Below are 21,467 nucleotides of genomic sequence, written 5' to 3'. Positions count from 1 at the left end.
GTCGTGTCGCGCGGTCACGCCGCGTCGCGCGGCCAGGTCGTGTCTCGCCGCGTCGCGTGGTCACGTCGTGTCTCGCCGCGTCGCGCGGCGGGCGGGCCTGGCCCGAAACCGTGAGGTCTGGCGGCGGGCTGGCCTGACCCGAACGACCGTGAGGTCCGGCGGCCGGAAGACCTGGCCCGAACGACCGGAGCACCTGACAGCCACAGGACCCGCACCGGGCGGCCGGAGATCCGGCCGCCGCCGTCTCACCGCCTTCCCCACTGGGCCGGCCGGAGCTCCTCCTGCTCCGACCGGCCCAGCGTGCGTCCCGCGGGCCCGCCCCCATCGGGTGAATCGGCGCGGGCCCCGGGTGTGCGCACCCCGCTCCCGCCCGGTTGGCAGAACCATGGGCGCCCACGGGGCACGGGCAGGCGTGGAGGTGGCACCGGTGAGCGAGCAGAGACCCGACGGCCGCTCCGGCGGCGGCTCTGGCGGCGGCTCTGGCGGCGGCTCGGGCCGTACGGTCCGGCGGGACTACCTGCGGACGAAGTCGATCGAACAGTCCATCAGGGACACCGAGGAGCCCGAGCACGCCCTGACCCGCTCCCTGTCCGCCCTGGACCTCACGGTCTTCGGGGTCGGCGTGATCATCGGCACCGGCATCTTCGTCCTCACCGGGGCCGTGGCCAAGGAGCAGGCGGGCCCCGCGACCGCCCTCGCCTTCGTCGTCGCGGGCGTCGTCTGCGCGCTGGCCGCCCTCTGTTACGCCGAGTTCGCCTCGACCCTGCCGGTGGCCGGGTCCGCCTACACCTTCTCGTACGCCTCACTGGGCGAGCTGCCCGCCTGGATCATCGGCTGGGACCTGGTGCTGGAGTTCGCGCTCGGCACCGCCGTGGTCGCGGTCGGCTGGGCCGGCTACATCCGCGCGCTGCTGGCCAACGCCGACTGGGCGTTGCCCCGCGCCCTGTCCGGCCCCGACGTGGCACACGGCTTCTCCTTCGACGTGCTCGCCGCCGCGCTGGTGATGCTGCTCACCGTGATCCTGGTCCTCGGGATGAAGCTCTCGGCACGCGTCACCTCGGTGGTGGTCGCGGTGAAGGTGGCCGTGGTGCTGCTCGTCATCATCGCGGGGGCCTTCTTCGTCGATCCGGGGAACTACCACCCCTTCATCCCCGAGGCCAAGGGCACCCTCTCGGGTTCGGGACTGAGCGCGCCGCTGATCCAGCTGATGTCCGGCTACCGGCCGACGACCTTCGGCGTCGAGGGCATCTTCACCGCCGCCGCCGTGGTCTTCTTCGCCTTCATCGGTTTCGACGTCGTGGCGACCGCGGCCGAGGAGACCAGGAACCCCCAGCGGGACGTGCCCCGGGGCATCCTCGGCTCGCTCTTCATCTGCACCGCGCTCTACGTCGCCGTGTCCATCGTGGTCACCGGGATGGAGAAGTACACCCGGCTGTCGGTGGACGCCCCGCTCGCCGACGCCTTCAAGGCCACCGGGCACCCCTTCTACGCGGGTCTCATCAGCTTCGGCGCGGCGATCGGGCTCACCACGGTGTGCATGATCCTGCTGCTCGGCCAGAGCCGGGTGTTCTTCGCGATGAGCCGGGACGGGCTGCTGCCCAGGGTCTTCTCCCGGGTGCATCCGCGCTTCGGCACGCCGTACCGCTCGACGATCCTGCTCGGCACGGTCATCGCGGTCGTCGCGGGGTTCACCAGCATCTCCCAGCTGGCCGCCCTGGTGAACATCGGCACGCTCTTCGCCTTCGTCGTGGTCGCGCTCGGCGTGCTGATCCTCCGCCGCACCCGTCCCGATCTGCCCCGCGCCTTCCGCGCGCCCTGGGTGCCGGTGCTGCCGATCGTGTCGGTGGCCGCCTCGGTGTGGCTGATGCTCAACCTGCCCGCCGAGACCTGGCTGCGGTTCGGGGTGTGGCTGGCCATCGGCCTGTTCGTCTACTTCCTGTACGGGCGCCGCCACAGCAGGGTGACCGGGGCGGGAACGCGTACGGAGTAGGGCCCGCGCGAGAGGTCGGCCGGGCCCTGGGACCGGCGATCCGCGGCGGAGTCCGTTGGGGGAGCGGCTGTTCCCCGGGGGCGTCCGGGAAGGGGCCGTCCGCGGAGGGGCCGTCTGCCCAGGTGTCATCCGGGGATCAGCCGTCCGCGGAGGGGCCGTTGGGGACCGACCGCCCGCAGATCAGCCGTCTGCCGAGGAGCCGTCTGCTCAGGAGTCGTCCGGGGATCAGCCGTCTGCCGAGGGGCCGTCTGCCCAGGTGTCATCCGGGGATCAGCCGTCCGCGGAGGGGCCGTTGGGGACCGACCGCCCGCAGATCAGCCGTCTGCCGAGGAGCCGTCTGCTCAGGAGTCGTCCGGGGATCAGCCGTCTGCCGAGGAGCCGTCTCCCCAGGTGTCATCCGGGGATCAGCCGCTTGCCGAGGAGTCGTCTGTCCAGGAGTCGTCCGCAGAGGGCCCGTTGGGGCGGACCGTCCGGGGGCCCGTCGTCTGCGCGCCCAGTGCCTCGACCCGCGCCCGCAACCCCCGGTCCGCCGTCACCACCAGGCAGGGACGCCCCTCTTCGCGGGCGGCCGCCGCCACCGCCACGATGTGGTCGTCGCCGCTGCCCGGCGCGTCCTCCACCGCTACGCCCGCCACCGGTTCGACACCGCGTGCCGCGCCCTCGACGACCATCACGAGGTCCAGTGGAGGGCGGGTGGCCCAGCCGGGCACGCCCGGACGGTCCGGGAGACCGGTCCCGGTGAGGACGGTCAGCCGGTCACGGAGCCGCTCGGCGGCGCCGCGGCGGTCGCGCCACCAGCCGTCGGGGACCGAGCCGATCACATTGGCGGCGTCGACGACCACAAGACCATCCATAGTGCAGGCAAATTACTATGGGGATCGTTCAATCGGGTGGACCGGCTCGGGGAAGGTTGGCAGCGAGCCATGGCGTTGCGGTTGCTCCGCGGCAAGGACGGCAGGCTCACGGCCTACGCATCGGCGACGGGCGGTGTCGCCCGCTGGACCGAGGACCGTCCGGGTGGCTCGTCCTGGACCGGCCCGTGGCTGATCGAGGCTCCCGGGCTGTCACAGCTGACCGTCGCTCAGGGGGCCGACGGTTACGCCCACTTGGTGGGGAAGCGGCGCACGGAGGGCAAGGACGGGCCGCGGATCGACATCGTCCACGCCACCCAGTTCCAGACCGGCCGTCCCCTGACCGCATGGCATTCCCTGGGCAGTCCGCACCCCAAGGACCGCGCCAAGGCCCAGCGGATCGGCGCGCCGGCCGCGGCCGTGGACTCCACCGGCGCCCTGCGCGTCTTCGTCCGCAACGCCGGGGGCGGGGTGAGCGCGCGGCGGCAGGACCCCAAGGGCACGTGGGACCGCTGGACCGACTGGAAGGGCACACATGTGCAGGACGGCCTGTCGGCGGCGGCGACCGCCGACGGCCGTCTCGAACTGTTCGCACCGGCCGGGAAGGGCGCCGCGCTGCGCTGGTACCAGCCCGAGCCCGGCGCCGCCCCGCAGCGGGGCGAGGACGTCCCCGCCGACGTCCGGCCGGGGTCGGCGTCCGCGGTGGAGAGCAGCCCCGGCACCCTCACCCACTACTGGCGCGACGCCGGCAGCGGTGAGGTCCTGGCCTGGCGGCCCGACGCCCCGGCCGCCGCGCCGCTGGGCGGGGCGACGGGCTCGGGCCCGGTCGCCGTGGTGCGCGCCGTGGTGGACGGCCACGACTGCGCCGTCCTGGCCCACCGGGACACCGCGAGCGGCCGGGTGGCGGTCGCCGCGCATCCGTCGGAGGACGAGGCGGCGGGGGTGTGGTGGACCCCCTCGGGCGAGCAGGGGGCCCACACCCCGGCACTGGCGCTCGACGGACGGGGCCAGGTGGTGGTGGCCGCGCTCGGGCTGGACGGGCGGCTCCTGGTGGCCCGGCAGAAGACCGACGAGGCCGGTTTGGCACTCCGGGCCTGGACCCGCGTGGGAAGCGGCTGAGCGGGCGCGGCGGCGCGTCGCACGAGCGGCAGAGGCCCCGGCTGGGAACTCCGTACGGGCGGCGGGCGGTACCAACGCGGAACCCTCCGGGTTGCGGTGGGGCCACAAGTGACCCAGCGAGGGTCAGCCAGGGTCATTCGCCCGCGTGGCACCACTCCGCGAAGTTGCTGAGGCTCTCCGCATCGGCGCGCCGCAGTCGCCGGAGGGTGGCGGCGTCCTCGCGCACCCACGGGTGATCGCGTGTGTGCTGAGGTGCGATGTGACGGGCGACCTTCAGCGACTCGAACGTATCGCGCGGTAGGCCCGACCACAGTTGGGCCCGAGCCACCTCGATGTAGAACCCGCTCTGGCGCTCCGCAGGCAGATCACGCGGCGGTGCCCACTCGGTGGCGACATCGAGCGCTCGGTGAACGCGATCACGACCGAGGCTCTTGAGCTTCTGCCCGTTCGTCTGTGCGCCCCCGGCATGTCGGTCTGACGGGGCATACTGCGTGGTCCGTTCGCGCGGCGCCCTGCTCTTCGAGCTCTCCGCCTGGCAGGCGTTCGTGGATGCCGTCCGAGGCGGCGCGTTTCGCCAGCTAGCAGTGCGCCATGCCGGAAGGAGCTGCTCGGCTCGTTCGTCTGCGGCGCCGTCTCGCGCCTTCGGCGCAATTGAGCAGCGGCGGCGGGGGTGGGGGCGCGGCGCCGCCGGGTGCCGGGCTCGTTGGGGTGGGCGCCGGGGGCGGCTTCCGTGCTCGGTGGCCGGGGCTCCGCCGGACTGCGGGCAGGCCGCCCTCTTCCGGGTACCCCCCCTAAATAACGCTTGATCTGACGCAACTAATTTGTCAATCAGTTTCCAGAGGGGTGCCCTACCCCCTGCTGTCCGGCAGTGGCCTCGGCCCCCGGACATGGAAGCCGCCACCGGCGCTCGCTCCCACCGGCCCAGCTCCCGGCGGCGAGCGCCCGGCCCGGCACCCGGCATCAACGCCCTCGTACGGGGGCGGTCCGCTGGAGGGAGGGCCGCCCGAGCGGTGCGTCGGGTGCGTACGGTGCGAGCGCGGAACGCAGGGGCGCCGGGCGGGGCCGATCGCTCGGTCCCGCCCGGCGCCCCATCCGGACCACCGCCCGGTTACGCCGGAACGCTCGCCACGCCCGGGGCCAGGAAGGTCTTGCCGTTCACCCGCTCCGAGACGCCCTCGCGGTCCAGGTACGGCGTGATGCCGCCCAGGTGGAAGGGCCAGCCCGCACCGGTGATCAGGCACAGGTCGATGTCCTGGGCCTCGGCGACGACGCCCTCCTCGAGCATCAGGCCGATCTCCTGCGCCACGGCGTCCAGCACCCGGGCGCGCACCTGCTCCTCGGTCAGGACGGTGTCGCCCTGCTGGAGCAGCGCGGCGACCTCCGGGTCCAGCTTCGGTTCCCCGGAGTCGTGGACGTAGAAGCCGCGCTTGCCCGCCTCGACGACGCGCTTGAGGTTCTCCGAGACCGTGAAGCGGTCCGGGAACGCGCCGTGCAGGGTCTCCGAGACGTGCAGACCGATCGCCGGGCCGACCAGTTCCAGCAGCACCAGCGGGGACATCGGCAGGCCCAGCGGCTCCACCGCGCGCTCGGCGACCTCGACCGGGGTGCCCTCGTCGATGACGTTCTGGATCTCGCCCATGAAGCGGGTCAGGATCCGGTTGACCACGAACGCCGGGGCGTCCTTGACCAGGACGGCGGTCTTCTTCAGCTTCTTGGCCACGCCGAAGGCGGTGGCGAGCGCCGCGTCGTCGGTCTTCTCGCCGCGGACGATCTCCAGCAGCGGGAGGACCGCGACCGGGTTGAAGAAGTGGAAGCCCACGACCCGCTCGGGGTGCTTGAGCTGGGACGCCATCTCGGACACCGACAGCGAGGAGGTGTTGGTGGCGAGGATGGCGTGCTCCGGCACGACCGCCTCGACCTCGGCGAACACCTGCTGCTTGACGCCCATCTCCTCGAAGACGGCCTCGATGACGAAGTCGGCGTCACCGAAGGCGGCGGCCTTGTCCAGCGACCCGGTGACCGCGGCCTTCAGGCGGTTGGCCTTGTCCTGGTTGATGCGGCCCTTGAGCAGCAGCTTGTCGATCTCGCCGTGGACGTAGCCCACGCCCTTGTCGACGCGCTCCTGGTCGATGTCGGTCAGCACGACCGGCACCTCCAGCCGCCGCGCGAACAGCAGTGCCAGCTGCGAGGCCATCAGACCCGCGCCGACCACGCCCACCTTGGACACCGGGCGCGCCAGCGACTTGTCCGGGGCGCCGGCCGGGCGCTTCCCGCGCTTCTGCACCAGGTTGAAGGCGTAGATGCCGCTGCGCAGCTCACCACCCATGATCAGGTCGGCGAGCGCCTTCTCCTCGGCCTCGTAGCCGCGGGCGAGGTCGCCGTTGCGGGCGGCGTCGATGATCTCCAGCGCGCGGTACGCGGCCGGGGCCGCCCCGTGCACCTTGCCGTCGGCGATGGCCCGGCCGCGCACGATGGCCTCGTGCCAGGCATCCCCGCGGTCGATCTCGGGCCGTACGACCTCGATCTCGCCCTTGAGGACGGAGGCGGTCCAGATCAGCGACTGCTCCAGGAAGTCCGCGCCCTCGAAGATCGCGTCCGCGATCCCGAGCTCGTAGACCTGCTCGCCCTTGAGCTGCTTGTTCTGGTTGAGGGAGTTCTCGATGATGACCGAGACCGCGCGGTCGGCACCGATCAGGTTCGGCAGCAGGGTGCAGCCGCCCCAGCCGGGCACCAGGCCCAGGAACACCTCGGGCAGCGAGAAGGCGGGCAGCGCCGCGGAGACGGTGCGGTAGGAGCAGTGCAGCCCGACCTCGACGCCGCCGCCCATCGCCGCGCCGTTGTAGTACGCGAAGGTGGGCACGGCGAGGGTGGCCAGGCGCTTGAAGACGTCGTGCCCGCCCTTGCCGATGGCCAGCGCGTCCTCGTGGCGCTTCAGCAGTTCCACGCCCTTGAGGTCGGCGCCCACGGCGAAGATGAACGGCTTGCCGGTGATGCCGACGCCGGTGATCTCGCCGTCCGCCGCCTCCTTCTCGACCTGGTCGATCGCGGTGTTGAGGTTGGCGAGCGAGGCCGGGCCGAAGGTGGTGGGCTTGGTGTGGTCCAGGCCGTTGTCCAGCGTGATGAGCGCGAACCGGCCCGCCCCCTGGGGGAGATCGAGGTGGCGGACGTGCGCCTGCGTCACGACCTCGCCCGGGAACAGCTCTGCGGCCCCCTTGAGAAGCTCTGCGGTGTTGGTCACTTGTTCCCCTCGAAGTGCGGGTTCTCCCAGATCACGGTGCCACCCATGCCGAAGCCGATGCACATGGTCGTGATGCCGTAGCGGACCTGCGGCTGCTCCTCGAACTGCCGGGCCAGCTGGGTCATCAGACGGACACCGGAGGAGGCCAGCGGATGACCGAAGGCGATCGCGCCGCCGTACTGGTTGACGCGCGGATCGTCGTCCGCGATGCCGTAGTGGTCCAGGAACGCCAGGACCTGGACGGCGAACGCCTCGTTGATCTCGAACAGGCCGATGTCCTCGATCGACAGACCGGCCTTGGCGAGGGCCTTCTTGGTGGCCGGGACCGGGCCGTACCCCATCACCTCCGGCTCGACGCCCGCGAAGGCGTAGGAGACCAGGCGCATCCGCACCGGCAGCTCCAGCTCCCGGGCGAAGTCCTCGGCGGCGATCAGCGAGGCGGTGGCGCCGTCGTTGAGCCCCGCGGAGTTGCCGGCGGTGACCCGGCCGTGCGGGCGGAACGGGGTCTTCAGCGAGGCCAGGCCCTCCAGCGTGGTCCCCGGGCGCATCGGCTCGTCGGCGGTCGCCAGGCCCCAGCCCAGCTCCCCGCCCTCGGGGGTGGTGCGGCGCACCGAGATCGGCACCAGGTCCTGCTGGATCTTGCCGTTGGCGTACGCCTTGGCGGCCTTCTCCTGGCTGCGCACCGCGAACTCGTCGGCGCGCTCCTTGGTGAGGTGCGGCAGCCGGTCGTGGAGGTTCTCCGCCGTCATGCCCATGAACAGGGCCGACTCGTCGACCAGCTTCTCGGAGACGAAGCGGGGGTTGGGGTCGACGGCCTCGCCCATGGGGTGGCGGCCCATGTGTTCCACACCGCCCGCGACCACGGCGTCGTACGCGCCGAAGGCGATGGATCCGGCGGTGGTGGTCACGGCCGTCATCGCACCGGCACACATCCGGTCGATGGCGTAGCCGGGGACCGACTGGGGCAGTCCGGCCAGGATGCCCGCGGTGCGGCCGATGGTCAGGCCCTGGTCGCCGATCTGCGTCGTCGCGGCGATGGCCACCTCGTCGATGCGCTCCGGCGGCAGATCCGGGTTGCGGCGCAGCAGCTCCCGGATGCACTTGACGACCAGGTCGTCGGCGCGGGTCTCGTGGTAGATGCCCTTCGGGCCCGCCTTGCCGAATGGGGTCCGGACGCCGTCGACGAAGACGACGTCCCTAGCGGTACGAGGCACGTTGGCTCTCCTCCAGGTGCGGGATGGCACTGCTGCGGGCACGCCCGGGGCGCGCCGTCACACCATCATGCTACTTATGAGTAACCAGGCTGCCCAGTCCTCGCGCCCGGAGGGTCGAAGGTCACAGCCGCGGGCCGGCGGCCTCCGCCGCCGGTCCACGCGCGTCACATCACGCCGGAGGCGTCAGCAAGGCGGCCGTGAGCACCGGGGTCACCTGGTCGATCTGCCAGGGACGGGCGCCGTGACCTGCGAGAACGGAGGCGACCACCTCCGTGGTCGGCTCCGCCGGGGGCTCCCAGCACAGCCGCCGGACGGTGTCCGGGGCGATCAGGTTCTCCTGCGGGAGATTCAGCTGTTCGGCCAGTTGGGTGACGGCCGCACGCGCCGCGGCCAGCCGCGCCGCAGCGGCCGGGTCCTTGTCGGCCCACGCCCGCGGCGGGGGCGGACCGGCCACCGGCTGGCCCGGCTGCGGAAGCTCGGACTCCGGCAGGGCCCGCGCCCGGTCCACCGCGGCCTGCCACTGCTCCAGCTGGCGCCGGTTCATCCGATGGCCGAAACCGCTCAGCGCGGCCAGCGCCCGGACGTCCCCGGGCAGGGCCAGCGCGGCCTCGATGATCGCCGCGTCGCCCAGCACCTTGCCCGGTGAGACGTCGCGGCGCTGCGCGATCCGGTCCCGGGCCGTCCACAGCTCGCGCACCACGGCCATCTGCCGGCGCCGCCGGACCTTGTGCATCCCCGACGTCCGCCGCCAGGGGTCCTTGCGCGGCGGGGCGGGCGGGGCCGCGGCGATGGCCGCGAACTCCTGGTGCGCCCAATCGAGCTTGCCCTGCCGCTCCAGCTCCTCCTCCAGCGCGTCGCGCAGGTCGACCAGCAGTTCGACGTCCAGCGCGGCGTAGTGCAGCCAGGGTTCGGGCAGCGGCCGGGTGGACCAGTCGACGGCGGAGTGGCCCTTCTCCAGGGCGTATCCGAGGATGTTCTCGACCATGGCGCCGAGCCCCACCCGGGCGAATCCGGCCAGCCGGCCCGCGAGTTCGGTGTCGAAGATCCGGGCCGGGACCATGCCTATGTCCCGCAGACAGGGCAGGTCCTGGGTCGCGGCGTGCAGCACCCATTCGGCGTCGGCGATCGCGGCGCCCAGACCCGACAGGTCGGGGCAGCCGACGGGATCGATCAGTGCGGTCCCCGCTCCGGCCCGGCGCAGCTGGACCAGATAGGCCCGCTGCCCGTAGCGGTAGCCGGAGGCGCGCTCGGCGTCGACGGCCACCGGGCCGTGGCCGGCGGCGAAGGCCGCGATGACCCCGGCGAGGGCGTCCGCGTCGGCGGTGACGGGCGGGATGCCCTCACGCGGCTCCAGCAAGGGGACCGGCGCCGGGGGGAGGTCGTCCGGAGGAGCGCCCCCGGTGGTTCGCAGTGTCGTCTCTGCTGCGGTCTCTTGGGCGTCGGTCACCTGTCAAGGGTAGCTGTGTGCGGCGACAACGCAGGGCGCCCGTCGACGGAACGTTCCGTCGACGGGCGCGGGGACCGCCCCTCCCAGGCGGTACGGCTCAGTGAATGATCCCGGTGCGCAGCGCGACCGCGACCATTCCGGCCCGGTCGCCGGTGCCGAGCTTGCGGGCGATCCGGGCGAGGTGACTCTTGACGGTGAGCGCGGACAGGCCCATCGAGACGCCGATGGCCTTGTTGGACTGGCCCTCCGCAACCAGCCTCAGCACCTCGACCTCGCGGCCCGACAGCTCCCGGTAGCCGCCCGGGTGGCCGGGGGCGCCCGGCGGGCGGCGGTGCATCCGGGCGGCGGCGCCGAGCGGGGCGGCGCCGGGGCGGCCCGGGATGCCGAGGTTGGTGCGGGTGCCGGTGACGACGTAGCCCTTCACCCCGCCGGCCAGCGCGTTCCGCACGGCGCCGATGTCATCGGCGGCGGACAGGGCCAGCCCGTTGGGCCAGCCCGCGGCACGGGTTTCGGACAGCAGGGTGAGGCCGGAGCCGTCGGGGAGGTGGACGTCGGCGACGCAGATGTCGCGCGGGTTGCTGATGCGGGGACGGGCCTCCGCGATGGACGACGCCTCGATGACGTCGCGCACCCCGAGGGCCCAGAGGTGGCGGGTGACGGTGGAACGAACGCGGGGGTCGGCGACGACGACCATGGCCGTCGGCTTGTTCGGGCGATAGGCGACCAGGCTGGACGGTTGCTCGAGGAGAACAGACACCAGGCCTCCTGGGGAATTGGTGGGACGGGTCACCACGTCCTTCGGCACCGATACGGTCCGGCTTTAGGGAATGATCACGATTTGGTGAGTAACAATTCGGGCAATTAGGACGACTGATCGATCGGGCCCGATCTTTTTCCTGATCTTTTTAGGGCTCGGTTCGCCGCCGGGGCGCTTCGGTTTCCCGGCCGCCGCGGGGAGGCGCCCCTCCCGTGCTCGGGCCCCGTACGGCGGCAGCCGCCTATCGAACGCGGCCCTCAAGGCCCTCCGCGCGCCCTCCCTTACGGCAGCGGCGCGCCCCCTCGGCCCGCCCCGGCCACCGCGGGGAGGCGCCCCGGGCGGATGCCCCGCGCGCCCGAAGGCCCCACGGCGCCCGTGGCGTGCGCGAGTTATCGCGGAGGGCCGGTGGGGCCGAGCGTCCGGAGACCCCGCGGCTCACCGGAGACCCCGCGGCTCACCGGGGCACCCCGCGGCTCACCGGGTCGCCGGGTCGCCGGGTCGCCGTAAAGAAGCGCTCGCGGCTCACCGGGTCGCCGTAACGAGGCGTCCCACCGCTCACCGGGGCGCCGTAACGAGGCGCCCCGCGGCTCGCCTGGGCGCCGTAAGGAGGCGCCCGCGGCCGGGCGACCCGGGCGGCCGGGATCTCAGCGAGCCTGCGGACCCCGGCGCTGGGGCAGGGAGACGACCCCCGCCTCGGTGGCCCCTGCCGGGGGCAGCCCGGCGATCTGGCACAACAGGTCGCACCAGGCGGCCAGATGCGCCGCGGTGTCCGGCGCGCCCGGCGATTCGGCGGCCTCCTCTCCCGTCGGCTCCGGGCGGCGCGGGCCGGGGTGGGCCGGTTCGGGGGCCGGATGGTCGGACGGGGTCCAGGAGGCCCGGATCTCGATCCGGGTCGAGGGCTCCCGCTCGCCCATCGCGCCGAAGTAGTGCGAGCTCGCCCGGGTGACCGTGCCACTGGGCTCCCCGTAGGACAGGCCGCGCCCCTCCAGGGCGCCGGTGAGCCAGGACCAGCACACCTCGGGCAGCAGCGGATCCGCCGCGATCTCCGGCTCCAGATCGGCGTGGACCAGCGTGACCAGGCGGAAGGTGCCGCACCAGGCGTCGTGCCCGGCCGGGTCGTGCAGCAGGATCAGCCGGCCCTCGGCCAGTTCCTCGTCGTCGCCGGACGCGCCGGTGACCACCGCCTCCAGCGCGTACGAGTAGGGTGCCAGCCGACGCGGAGGTGGGGTCGGGTCGAGCTCCACCTCGGGCCGCACCCGCACACCGCGCAGCGCGGCGACGGCGCGCCGGAAGGCGGGAGGGCTGTCCGCACCGCCCGCGTCCGTGCCGCCAGGGCCGTCAGCGCCGTTCGAGAGGTGTCCTTGGACCGCTGCCATGCCCGGAAGACTAGGCGCAGTGAGGGCCCCAACCGGGGAGGAACACCCGGGTTGGCGGGTCACTCGTTCGGCCCGTGCGAAGATTTGGGACATGAGCGCCAACGAGCGGCCCTCGGGCCAGCAGCAGACCGGCCGCGCCGCGGCCCGTGCCACAGCCGATTCGGCTTTTCTGCGGGCCTGTCGCCGGGAGCCGGTGCCCCATACGCCGGTGTGGTTCATGCGGCAGGCGGGGCGCTCGCTCCCGGAGTACCGCAAGCTCCGTGAGGGCACCGCGATGCTCGAGTCCTGCATGCGGCCCGACCTGGTCACCGAGATCACGCTGCAGCCGGTGCGCCGGCACCGGGTGGACGCGGCCATCTACTTCAGCGACATCGTCGTCCCCCTCAAGGCCATCGGCATCGACCTCGACATCAAGCCCGGGGTCGGGCCCGTCGTCGAGCGGCCGATCCGCAGCCGCGCCGATCTGGAGCGGCTGCGCCCGCTCGACCCGGACGATGTGAAGTACGTCACCGAGGCCGTCGGGGCGCTCGTCGGCGAGCTCGGTGCGACCCCGCTCATCGGCTTCGCGGGCGCCCCCTTCACCCTCGCCAGCTATCTGGTCGAGGGCGGACCCTCGCGCAACCACGAGCACACCAAGGCGCTCATGTACGGCGACCCCGAGCTGTGGGCCGCCCTGCTCGACCGGCTCGCGGACATCACCTCCGCCTTCCTGAAGGTGCAGATCGAGGCGGGCGCCTCGGCCGTCCAGCTCTTCGACTCCTGGGTGGGCGCCCTGGCCCCCGCCGACTACCGCCGCAGCGTGCTGCCCGCCTCCGCGAAGGTCTTCGCGTCCGTCGCCGGATACGGGGTGCCGCGCATCCACTTCGGGGTGGGCACCGGTGAACTGCTCGGGCTGCTCGGCGAGGCGGGCGCGGACGTCGTCGGCGTCGACTGGCGGGTGCCGCTGGACGAGGCCGCCCGGCGGGTCGGCCCCGGCAAGGCGCTCCAGGGCAATCTCGACCCCGCCGTGCTCTTCGCCCCCCGGACGGCCGTCGAGGCCAAGGCGGACGAGGTGCTGGAGGCGGCCCGGGGGCTGGAGGGACACATCTTCAACCTCGGTCACGGCGTCCTGCCCAGCACCGATCCGGACGCGCTGACCCGTCTCGTCGAGTACGTGCACGCGAGGAGCGCGACGCGCGCACCTTCTGTGAAGGTCTGAACCAAGCGGGAACCCGGGTGGCTCCCGTGTCGTCGTGAGGGGCATGACCGACATGCCCGCCACCGCGCTGTCAGACTCGTCGGAGCTGCCGGACTGTGTCCACTTCGTCGACGACTGGGACGGCATCCTCCACGAGACCTACGGCGGTGACGCGGACCGGGCCGTCCTGGACTGTGCCGGGCGGCTGGCGGCCGACCCCGCGGGCCAGGGGGCGTACGCCTGGACGCTCGGGCTGGTCATGATGGCCGCCCACATCGGCCGCTTCTCCCGCAAGGACGTCACGGCGGCGGCCCTGGAGGCCCTCCACACCACCGACCGGCGGCTGCGCGAGGCGCCCTGCGCGCACCGGACGCATCCGTACGAGAGCGATCTGGACGACCGGATCGACCACTTCGTGGACGATCTGCCGCTGCTCACCAACGGGTTGACCGAGGACGAGGACCCCGACTGGGAGGACGACGCGACCAAGGCGCAGTGGCTGTGCCCGCGCGACGTCGCCGGGTACGCGCGGGTCGCCGTGGACATCATCGCCCCCGGCAGCGTGGGCGGCGTCCCGCCCCGGCTCCCGGCCCGCGACGCGCGCCGCGCCGCGGACCTGCGCTCGATCGTCTGGGACTACCCGGGCGCGGGCGTCGACCCCGGCCAGGAGCTGTCCGGCTACGCCAGGGACCTGCTCGCCGACCCCCTGGGCCGGCACCGCGCCGGGCTCGTGGTCGTCCTGCACGCCGCCTGCTTCTACGCCGCCGGCGGCCGGATCCGCGACAGGCGGGTCCTGGACACCATGGTGGACGCCCTGGAGGCGGTGCTGCCCGGCCTCGGCGACGCGCCCTGCGCCCACGGAGCGGGGGACCACACGGGGGACCACCCCGAGGTCGGCCGGGACACCGCGGAGCAGGCCACCGTGGGCATCCATCTGCTCAGCCCCGGCGGCCGGGGCGTCTACCGCCACTGGCACCGGGAGGAGGTGGAGACCGCGCCGCTGGAGGCGTGGCTGTGCCCGGCCTTCCTCGCCGCGATCGCCCGCGAGGCGCTGGACCACCTGCGGGCCGGGCGGGAGCGGCTCTTCGGCGTCCGGGACACCGCCCACCTGGACGAGGTGCTGCTGCGCCCCGACGGGCGGCTCGACATCGCACGGCTCACCCACGCCGTGCGCTTCCGCTGCCGGGACGGGCAGGCCGCGGAGGACGCCGGGCTGTGGGCCGCGCGGCGGTTCGCGGCGGGCCCGGCCGATCCGCGCGAGCGGCTGGTGCTGCTGCTGGTCGCCTGCTGGTCGGTGACCTCGGACGAGGAGCCCCCGCCCGAGGCCGTCCACCGGGACCTGCGGGCGATCCTCGGCGCGGTGGAGACCGCCGCGGCGGCGCGGCCCTGCCCGCACGGGGACGCGCACCCCTGGGAGGTGCTGACCGAGCTGATGAGGGGCCGTCACTTCGGCTTCCACGAGGACCCTTACGGCGCCCATCTCAACCACCTCTACGCGCCCCAGGAGTACGCCACGCCCGAGCGGCCCTTCGACCCCGAGGCGTGGAGCTGCCCCCGCCACCTGGCCGAGCGGATCCGGCTCGCGCTCCGGGTCATCGAGAGCGTGAACTGATCGGCGCCCTCGCACGAGCCGTGGGTGCCCGTGCCGCGCGGCACCGTGCCGTTCGCGGCACCGTGCCGCGCCTCGTCGTGCTGTTTGCGGCACCGTGCTGTTTGCGGCGTCCGAGCGGCCCGCGCCCCTGCCGCCTTGCCCGCGTGGGTCGGCCTCGCTGTGCCGTTCGCGGCGCCGAGCTGTCCGCCCGCGCCGACTGGCTCGTGTCGGTGCGCCTCGTCGTGCTGTTTGCGGTGCCGAGCGGCCCGTGCCCCCGTCCGTCGCCTGGCCCGTGTTCGTGCGCCCCGCCGAGCTGCCCAAGCCGCCCGGGCCGATGGCCCGCGCCGTGCCGTTCGGCGTCCGAGCGGCCCGCCCCCTGCCGCCTGGCCCGTGTCGGTCCGCCTCGCCGAGCTGCCCAAGCCGCCCGCGCCGATGGCCCGCGCCGAGCCGTTTGCGGCGGCCCGGCGGCCCTCGCTGTGCCGTTCGCGGCGTTCGAGCTGTCCGCCTCCGCCGCCTGGCCGGTGTGGGTGCGCCTCGTCGTGCGGTTCGTGGTGTCCGAGCTATCCGCCCCGCCGCCCGGCCCGTGTCGGTGCGCCCCGCCGAGCTGCCCAAGCCGCACGTGCCCCCGCCGACTGGCCCGGGGCGGCCCGCCTCGCCGGGCCGTCCGCCGTGCCGTTCGCGCTGCTCTTGCCGACGGTCCGCGCCCGGGTCCGCGCCCGGACCCGGCGCGGACCCGGGCGCGGCTCGGGGGCGTTCGCGTGGTGGGCTCAGTGGCGTTCGGCCGCCCGTACCGTCGCCGCCGCCTTGCGTGCCGCCACCAGCACCGGGTCCCACACCGGGGAGAACGGCGGGGCGTAGCCCAGGTCCAGTGCCGTCATCTGCTCCACCGTCATCCCGGCGGTCAGCGCGACCGCCGCGATGTCGACCCGTTTGCCCGCGCCCTCCCGGCCGACGATCTGTGTGCCGAGCAGCCGTCCCGTGCGCCGCTCGGCGAGCATTTTCACCGTCATCGGCCGGGCGTCCGGGTAGTACCCGGCCCGGCTGGTGGACTCGACCGTGACCGCCTCGAACTTCAGCCCCCCGGCGGCCGCTTCGGCCTCCAGCAGCCCGGTGCGGGCGATCTCCAGATCGCAGACCTTGCTGACCGCCGTGCCGACGACACCGGGGAAGGTCGCGTAGTCGCCGCCCACGTTGGAGCCGATGACCTGGCCGTGCTTATTGGCGTGGGTGCCCAGCGGAATGTGCCGGGTGCGGCCGGACACCAGATCGAGGACCTCGACACAGTCGCCGCCCGCCCAGATGTTGTCGTGACCGCGCACCCGCATGGCCAGATCGGTCAGCAGCCCGCCGTAATCGCCCACCGGCAGCCCCGCCTCCTGGGCGAGCGCGGTCTCGGGGGCCACTCCGAGGCCCAGGATCACCAGATCGGCCGGGTATTCGCTGACCTTGGTGGCCACCGCCCGCACCCGGCCGTCCTCGCCCGTGATCACCTCGGTGACCTCGGCGCCGGTCACGGTGTCGATGCCGAGCCCCGACATCGCGTCGCGCACCAGCCGCCCCATGTCGGGGTCGAGCGTGGACATGGGCTGATCACCGCGTTCCAGGACGGTGACCTGGCAGCCGCGCCGCATGAGCGCCTCGGCCATCTCCACCCCGATGTATCCGGCGCCGATCACGACCGCCCGCTCGACCCGGGTGGATTCCAGGGTCTCCAGCAGCGCCTGCCCGTGGTCCAGGGTCTGCACCCCGTGGACGCCGGGCGCGTCGATACCCGGCATGTCGGGGCGGCGCGGCCGGGCGCCGGTGGCGATGACCAGGTCGTCGAAGCCGTGCCAGCGCTCGCCCGCACCGCGCGCATCGAGATCCCGCGCCAGGACCCGCTGCCCGGCGAGGTCGATCTCGACGACCTCGGTACCCGTCCGTACGTCGATCCCGCGTCCCCGGTGGGTCTCGGGCGTACGGGCGATCAGATCCTCGGGGCCGTTCACCACACCGCCGGCCCAGTACGGGATGCCGCAGGCGGAGTACGAGGTGAACTGGCCCCGTTCGAAGGCGAGGATCTCCAGCTCGCTCCGGCTCCTGAGCCTGCGCGCCTGTGACGCGGCGGACATGCCCGCCGCGTCGCCCCCGATGACCACCATGCGCCGTGCCGCCGCCATGAATGCCCCTCCACCACTGGATGTCCGGCTGTAGTGGAACCAACCTATGCGGGTGCGGCGCACTCCCGGATCAGCACGTCGCGCACGGCGCTCAGGAGCATTCGGCGCGCCGTTGACGCACACCGCGTGCGTCCGGCTGCCGAAGGGGTCGAAGAGGGGTGCCGCTGAGCGCCGGTCCGCTCGCGCACCCCGACCGGGCGCGGGGAGAGCGCCGTCAGTCCCTGTCCCACGTCCCACGTGCCATGCGCCACGCCCACGGCCGCCGCGGTCCGAGGAGCGCGCGGCGGCAGGCGGGCACGCCCTGACCGAGCAGGAGCCGGCGGGAGGGGGCTGGGGTCGCTCGCCGTGCCGGTACGGGACGCCCGCGGGCGCGAGGTGGCCGCGGCGCTGTCCGGGCTCAGAGCCGACGCGACCGGGGGACGCCCACTGGCGCGAGGTGGCCGCGCTCAACGTGGCACCCCACGCCGGCCGCGGCACCGCCGGGACCCTCCGCCGGGAGCCGCTCCCGGCTCCGCGCGCCACCGCGCCCAGGATCGCGGCGGCCCTGGCCACGGCCTCGGCGCAGCTCCCTCCGGGGGCCTTCCGCAGCGTGTGAACCGGGCCCGTCAGAGGGGGGCCCGGGGGCGAGTGAGAGAGTGGGGGCATGAGAGCGGTGAACACCCCGGGGGCGGAACGCACCGGCCATGTCGTGGTCATCGGCGGCGGAATCGCGGGCCTCGCGGCGGCTCACCGGCTGCTCGGCGGTGGGGTGCGGGTGACGGTCCTGGAGGCGTCGGAGCGGCTCGGCGGCAAGCTGCGCGCGGGGGAGATCGAGGGCGTACCGGTCGACCTCGGCGCCGAGTCGATGCTCGCCCGCCGCCCGGAGGCGGTGGAGCTGGCACGCGATGTGGGCCTCGGCGACCTGCTGCAGCCGCCCGCGACCGCGACCGCCGCCATCTGGACGCGCGGCGGGCTGCGGCCGATGCCCAAGGGACATGTGATGGGCGTTCCCGGTGATCTGGCACCGCTGGCCGCGTCCGGGGTGATCTCCGAGAAGGGGCTGGCCCGGATCGCCCGCGACCGGGAGCTGCCGCCCACACCGGTCGGCGAGGACGTGGCCCTCGGCGGGTTCATCGCGGCCCGGCTCGGCCGCGAGGTCGTGGACCGGCTGGTCGAACCGCTGCTGGGCGGGGTGTACGCGGGCGATGTGTACCGCACCTCGATGCGGGCGGCCGTCCCCACCCTCTTCGACATGGCCCGCTCGGGCCGTCCGCTGACCGAGGGCGTCCGGGAGCTGACCGAGCGCGCGGCGCGACGGCAGGACGGCCCGGTGTTCATGGGCATCGACGGCGGGATCGGCCGGCTGCCGCTCGCGGTCGCCGACGCCGTACGGGCCGCGGGCGGCGAGATCCGTACCGGGGCGCCGGTGACGGAACTGCGGCGCACCGCCGACGGCTGGACCGTCGCCGTGGACCGCGCGCACGGGACGGGTGGCGCGAGCGGGACGGACGGCCCGCCGGTGGTGACGGCCGACGCCGTGGTGCTGGCGGTCCCCGCGCCCGCCGCCGCCCGGCTGCTGGCCGCTTGCTCCCCGGCCGCCTCCGCCGAGCTGGCCGCCGTCGACTACGTCTCGATGGCGCTGGTCACCATGGCCTTCCGCCGCACGGACGTGGCCTCGCTCGCCGAGGGCAGCGGCTTCCTGGTGCCGCCGGTGGACGGCCGGACGATCAAGGCGTCGACGTTCTCCAGCCGCAAGTGGGGCTGGCTGGGCGATGCCGCCCCGGATCTCTTCATGCTGCGTACCTCGATCGGGCGGTTTGAGGACGAGGCGGATCTGAAGCGGGACGACGCCGACCTGGTAAGGGTGTCGCTCGCCGACCTCGGCGAGGCCGTCGGCCTGACGGCCCGGCCCGTCGCGTCCCGGGTGGACCGCTGGGACGGCGGACTGCCCCAGTACCCCGTGGGCCATCTCGACCGGGTGGCCCGCATCCGCGCCGAGGTCGCCAAGGTGCCGGGGCTGCGGGTGTGCGGAGCGCTCTACGACGGTGTGGGCATCCCGGCGTGTGTCGGCAGCGCCCGTAAGGCGGCCGACGAGCTGCTGGGCACCCAGACGGCCACCCTGGAGCCGGGCTCCGGAACCGGAGAGCGAGAATAGGGACATGACTGCTGCTCCTGAGAAGACCCCCAACGCCGGTAAGAAGGCCAAGGACCTCAACGAGGTCATTCGCTACACCCTGTGGTCGGTTTTCCGACTGCGCGATCTCCTGCCGGAGGACCGCACCGGCTACGCCGACGAGGTCGAGGAGCTCTTCTCCCAGCTCGCCGCCAAGGACGTCACCGTGCGCGGCACCTACGACGTGTCCGGGCTGCGCGCCGATGCGGACGTCATGATCTGGTGGCACTCGGAGACCTCCGACGCCCTCCAGGAGGCGTACAACCTCTTCCGCCGCACCCGGCTGGGGCGGGCCCTGGAGCCGGTGTGGTCCAACATGGCGCTGCACCGCCCGGCCGAGTTCAACAAGTCCCACATCCCGGCGTTCCTCGCGGACGAGAACCCGCGCGAGTACGTCAGCGTGTACCCGTTCGTCCGCTCCTACGACTGGTACCTGCTGCCCGACGAGGACCGCCGCCGGATGCTCGCGGACCACGGCAAGATGGCGCGCGGCTACCCCGACGTACGCGCCAACACCGTCGCCTCCTTCTCGCTCGGCGACTACGAGTGGATCCTGGCCTTCGAGGCGGACGAGCTGCACCGGATCGTCGACCTGATGCGCCATCTGCGCGGCTCCGAGGCGCGTCGGCACGTGCGCGAGGAGGTGCCGTTCTTCACCGGTCGGCGCAAGGCGGTCTCCGAGCTCGTCGCCGGCCTGGCCTGACACCCTCCACGGGTCGAGGGGCACGCACGGGTTGCGACGCTCCACGGCGGGTCGAGGGGCACGCAGGGCTGAGGGGAACGCCGGTCACTCCAGCCGAGGGGTGTGCCTTACCGGTGCCGGTGCGCCCTTACGGCGGCGCCCGGGGCCCGGCGGCCGTCCCGGCGGGGGATCGCGGGCGTCCCCCGCACTCGTGCGGAAACCCGCCTCACCCTCTTACGGCGTACCCGGGAGCGCGGCCGGCTGTTTGCCGGACTCGGGCAGCGGGGCCGGTTCCGGCAGCGGTTCGGGCTCCGGGCGCGGGGCGCAGAAGGCGGACCGGCCCGGGGTCCGCCCGGTCAGCAGATAGGTGTCCACATGGCGGTTGACGCAGTCGTTGGGGCCGCCCCACAGCCCGTGGGTGCCCGCCTTCCGCTCGGTCACCAGCGAGGAGCCGGGCAGCCGGCGCCACAGCTCCTTCGCCCCCGCGTACGGCGTGGCCGCGTCCCGCTCCGCTGACAGCAGCAGCACCGGCGGCGCCACCGCGCGTCCCTTCCGGGGCCCCACGGCCTCCATGTCCCCCACGTCGAGGGGGCGGTCCTGCTTCAGCGGCCAGAAGGCGCACGGCAGGTTCATCGCCACGTTGTCCCAGGTCTCGAAGGGCGCGCGGCGGGCGAGCGCGGTGTTGTCGCGGTCCCAGGTGGCCCAGGCGCGCGGCCAGGGCGCGTCGTTGCACTCCACGGCGGTGTAGACGGCGTTGCCGTTCTCCTCGGCGGCGGCCTGCGCCGGATCGGGCGCGGCGAGCGCGACCAGCGGCTCGGAGTCACCGTGCAGATAGGCGGCCAGCGCCCGGGCGGCCGGGTCCCAGTAGGCGTCGTTGTAGCCGGTCCGCAGGAACGCGTTCTTGAGCTGGGCGGTGCCGACGACCCCGCCCGCCGGTTTCCGCCCCAGCCGCCGCCGCGCCTTCTCGTAGGAGGCGAGCACCCGGTCCGCGGTGGCGCCCAGGTGGTAGACGGCGTGGTGCCGGGCGACCCAGCGGTGCCAGTCCCGCCAGCGCCGCTCGAAGGCGACGGACTGGTCGAGGTTGTCGCGGTACCAGATCTTCCAGGGGCTGGGGTCGACCACGCTGTCGAAGACCATCCGGCGCACCCGCCCCGGGAAGAGCGTGGCGTAGACGGCCCCGTAGTACGTGCCGTACGAGGCGCCGACGAAGGTGAGCCGCCGCTGGCCCAGCGCCGCGCGCAGCACCTCCAGATCGCGGGCGTTGTTCAGCGTGGTGTAGTGCGCGAGCGCGCTCCCGGAGCGGCGCTGACAGCCCCGGACGTAGGCGCGTGCCCGCGCCACCAGCCGCCGTTTGAAGGCGGCGGTGGGGTGCGGCGGGGAGCTGGTCGGGGCCTTCGCGTAGGCGGACGGCCGCTGACAGGACAGCGGGGCGGAGCGGCCCACGCCCCGCGGGGCGTAGCCGACGAAGTCGTAGGCGGCGGCCACGCGCCGGAAGGCGTCCTCGGCCGCGTGCTCGGGGAACGCCATACCGGAAGCGCCCGGCCCGCCGGGGTTGTAGATCAGCGCGCCCTGATGCCGTGCCGTGGGTCCGGTGGCCCGGACGCGGCTGACGGTGAGGGTGATGTGCTTGCCGCGGGGGCGGGTGTAGTCGAGCGGTACCGAGACCTTTCCGCAGGTGATGGGGGCGGCCAGCGCCTCGGCGCGGGGGCAGCGG

14 protein-coding genes and 1 pseudogene are annotated in these 21,467 nt (G+C 73.8%); 6 read left to right on the top strand and 9 right to left on the bottom strand.

Annotation, left to right across the window (positions count from 1 at the left end):
* The first annotated feature begins 427 nt into the window (after positions 1-427).
* A complete protein-coding gene (locus AXW62_RS19145) occupies positions 428-1,990 on the top strand; it encodes an amino acid permease (RefSeq protein WP_252368652.1) in 1,563 nt (520 codons plus the stop codon).
* 404 nt (positions 1,991-2,394) lie between these two features.
* Here the strand turns inward: AXW62_RS19145 and AXW62_RS19140 are convergent, their stop codons facing one another.
* Complete coding sequence (locus tag AXW62_RS19140; RefSeq protein ID WP_060945600.1) at positions 2,395-2,844, bottom strand: hypothetical protein; 450 nt, start codon at positions 2,842-2,844, stop codon at positions 2,395-2,397.
* Between the two features lie 69 nt (positions 2,845-2,913).
* On the opposite strand from AXW62_RS19140, the gene AXW62_RS19135 reads away from it, so the two are divergent.
* On the top strand, positions 2,914-3,960 hold the full coding sequence (locus AXW62_RS19135) for a PLL family lectin (protein ID WP_060945599.1): 1,047 nt from the start codon (positions 2,914-2,916) through the stop codon (positions 3,958-3,960).
* A 133-nt stretch (positions 3,961-4,093) separates the two neighbouring features.
* Here the strand turns inward: AXW62_RS19135 and AXW62_RS45885 are convergent.
* The 6 genes and pseudogenes from AXW62_RS45885 to AXW62_RS19110 form a co-directional block, all read right to left on the bottom strand.
* A pseudogene (locus AXW62_RS45885) lies at positions 4,094-4,390 on the bottom strand (transcriptional regulator); the annotation flags it as partial.
* A 678-nt stretch (positions 4,391-5,068) separates the two neighbouring features.
* Positions 5,069-7,198, bottom strand: coding sequence for a 3-hydroxyacyl-CoA dehydrogenase NAD-binding domain-containing protein (locus AXW62_RS19130; RefSeq protein ID WP_060945598.1), 2,130 nt, complete (start codon positions 7,196-7,198; stop codon positions 5,069-5,071).
* Positions 7,195-8,412 (bottom strand): thiolase family protein, encoded by a 1,218-nt coding sequence (locus tag AXW62_RS19125; RefSeq protein WP_060945597.1) that lies wholly within the window; start codon positions 8,410-8,412, stop codon positions 7,195-7,197. Before AXW62_RS19125 ends, AXW62_RS19130 begins: the two co-directional genes overlap by 4 nt.
* A 169-nt stretch (positions 8,413-8,581) precedes the next feature.
* On the bottom strand, positions 8,582-9,859 hold the full coding sequence (locus AXW62_RS19120) for a ribonuclease D (protein ID WP_060945596.1): 1,278 nt from the start codon (positions 9,857-9,859) through the stop codon (positions 8,582-8,584).
* Positions 9,860-9,956: 97 nt separating this feature from the next.
* Entirely contained in the window at positions 9,957-10,616 is a 660-nt protein-coding gene (locus AXW62_RS19115; RefSeq protein ID WP_060945595.1) for a response regulator transcription factor, read from the bottom strand.
* A 644-nt stretch (positions 10,617-11,260) separates the two neighbouring features.
* On the bottom strand, positions 11,261-11,992 hold the full coding sequence (locus AXW62_RS19110; protein WP_060945594.1) for a DUF3000 domain-containing protein: 732 nt from the start codon (positions 11,990-11,992) through the stop codon (positions 11,261-11,263).
* Positions 11,993-12,083: 91 nt separating this feature from the next.
* On the opposite strand from AXW62_RS19110, the gene hemE reads away from it, so the two are divergent.
* Positions 12,084-13,190: a uroporphyrinogen decarboxylase gene (gene hemE / locus AXW62_RS19105; protein WP_030834475.1), complete on the top strand. Its 1,107-nt coding sequence runs from the start codon at positions 12,084-12,086 to the stop codon at positions 13,188-13,190.
* A gap of 43 nt (positions 13,191-13,233) precedes the next feature.
* Complete coding sequence (locus AXW62_RS19100) at positions 13,234-14,781, top strand: hypothetical protein (protein ID WP_244503075.1); 1,548 nt, start codon at positions 13,234-13,236, stop codon at positions 14,779-14,781.
* Positions 14,782-15,527: 746 nt separating this feature from the next.
* On the opposite strand, the gene AXW62_RS19095 is transcribed toward AXW62_RS19100, so the two are convergent.
* Positions 15,528-16,919, bottom strand: coding sequence for an FAD-dependent oxidoreductase (locus tag AXW62_RS19095; RefSeq protein WP_060945593.1), 1,392 nt, complete (start codon positions 16,917-16,919; stop codon positions 15,528-15,530).
* 643 nt (positions 16,920-17,562) lie between these two features.
* Here AXW62_RS19095 and hemG point away from each other — a divergent pair.
* Both hemG and hemQ read left to right on the top strand, forming a co-directional pair.
* A complete protein-coding gene (hemG, locus tag AXW62_RS19090; protein WP_060945592.1) occupies positions 17,563-19,053 on the top strand; it encodes a protoporphyrinogen oxidase in 1,491 nt (496 codons plus the stop codon).
* Between the two features lie 4 nt (positions 19,054-19,057).
* Positions 19,058-19,774 (top strand): hydrogen peroxide-dependent heme synthase, encoded by a 717-nt coding sequence (gene hemQ, locus AXW62_RS19085; protein WP_030834485.1) that lies wholly within the window; start codon positions 19,058-19,060, stop codon positions 19,772-19,774.
* A 213-nt stretch (positions 19,775-19,987) separates the two neighbouring features.
* On the opposite strand, the gene AXW62_RS19080 is transcribed toward hemQ, so the two are convergent.
* Positions 19,988-21,467, bottom strand: a 1,480-nt coding sequence (locus tag AXW62_RS19080; protein WP_060945591.1) for an alpha/beta hydrolase, incomplete at its 5' end; no start/stop codon positions are given.

Source organism: Streptomyces hygroscopicus subsp. hygroscopicus (assembly GCF_001553455.1).
Taxonomy (GTDB): domain Bacteria; phylum Actinomycetota; class Actinomycetes; order Streptomycetales; family Streptomycetaceae; genus Streptomyces; species Streptomyces hygroscopicus.
Note: the sequence above shows the minus strand (reverse complement) of the source record. Positions and strands in the feature narration are given on the sequence as shown.

Coding starts and splice junctions, on each gene's coding strand:
- AXW62_RS19140 (WP_060945600.1), bottom strand. CDS start 2,844: ATGGATGGTCTTGTGGTCGTCGACGCCGCCAATGTGATCGGCTCGGTC.
- AXW62_RS19135 (WP_060945599.1), top strand. CDS start 2,914: ATGGCGTTGCGGTTGCTCCGCGGCAAGGACGGCAGGCTCACGGCCTAC.
- AXW62_RS19110 (WP_060945594.1), bottom strand. CDS start 11,992: ATGGCAGCGGTCCAAGGACACCTCTCGAACGGCGCTGACGGCCCTGGC.
- hemE (WP_030834475.1), top strand. CDS start 12,084: ATGAGCGCCAACGAGCGGCCCTCGGGCCAGCAGCAGACCGGCCGCGCC.
- AXW62_RS19100 (WP_244503075.1), top strand. CDS start 13,234: ATGACCGACATGCCCGCCACCGCGCTGTCAGACTCGTCGGAGCTGCCG.
- AXW62_RS19095 (WP_060945593.1), bottom strand. CDS start 16,919: ATGGCGGCGGCACGGCGCATGGTGGTCATCGGGGGCGACGCGGCGGGC.
- hemG (WP_060945592.1), top strand. CDS start 17,563: ATGAGAGCGGTGAACACCCCGGGGGCGGAACGCACCGGCCATGTCGTG.
- hemQ (WP_030834485.1), top strand. CDS start 19,058: ATGACTGCTGCTCCTGAGAAGACCCCCAACGCCGGTAAGAAGGCCAAG.